Source organism: Arthrobacter sp. 10T419, assembly GCF_056394105.1.
Genome location: NZ_JBFTHF010000091.1, coordinates 1 through 358, shown reverse-complemented (window position 1 = coordinate 358; position 358 = coordinate 1). Strand labels below are relative to the sequence as shown.

Genomic DNA, 358 nt, shown 5'->3' with positions numbered 1-358 from the left:
CGGCACGCTCGCGTCGGCCGGCGCGAACGCCTTGATGGCGCCGTGGGTGTCGGCCGCCGCCGCGCCGGAGCCGGCCAGCATGCCGCGCACCTCCACCCCGGCTGCCGGCAGCGCGCCGGTCAGCGCGTGGTACATGCGGTCCAGCCCGCCCGCGCGCTCGGGAAACCAGTGCATGCCGATCTGGAACGCGGACAGCGGCGGGCGCGCGGCTTGCGCGAGTTGTGCCGCCAGCGTCTCGGGGCCGGCGTCGTTCGCGCCCGGCTGCACGCGCAGCGCGCCAGGGGGATGATGCGGTGCAGTCAGGTCGCCAATCGCCAGTCGTGCGGTCATCGGGTCTCTCCCTTCAGCGTCATGTCGG

Annotated in this window: 1 protein-coding gene; it reads right to left on the bottom strand. The window is 75.1% G+C overall.

Features of this window, described 5'->3' with window-relative positions; genetic code table 11:
• On the bottom strand, window positions 1–330 hold a 330-nt coding region (locus AC1DBD_RS18020), incomplete at its 3' end, for a hypothetical protein (RefSeq protein ID WP_476982757.1).
• Between the last annotated feature and the right edge of the window lie 28 nt (window positions 331–358).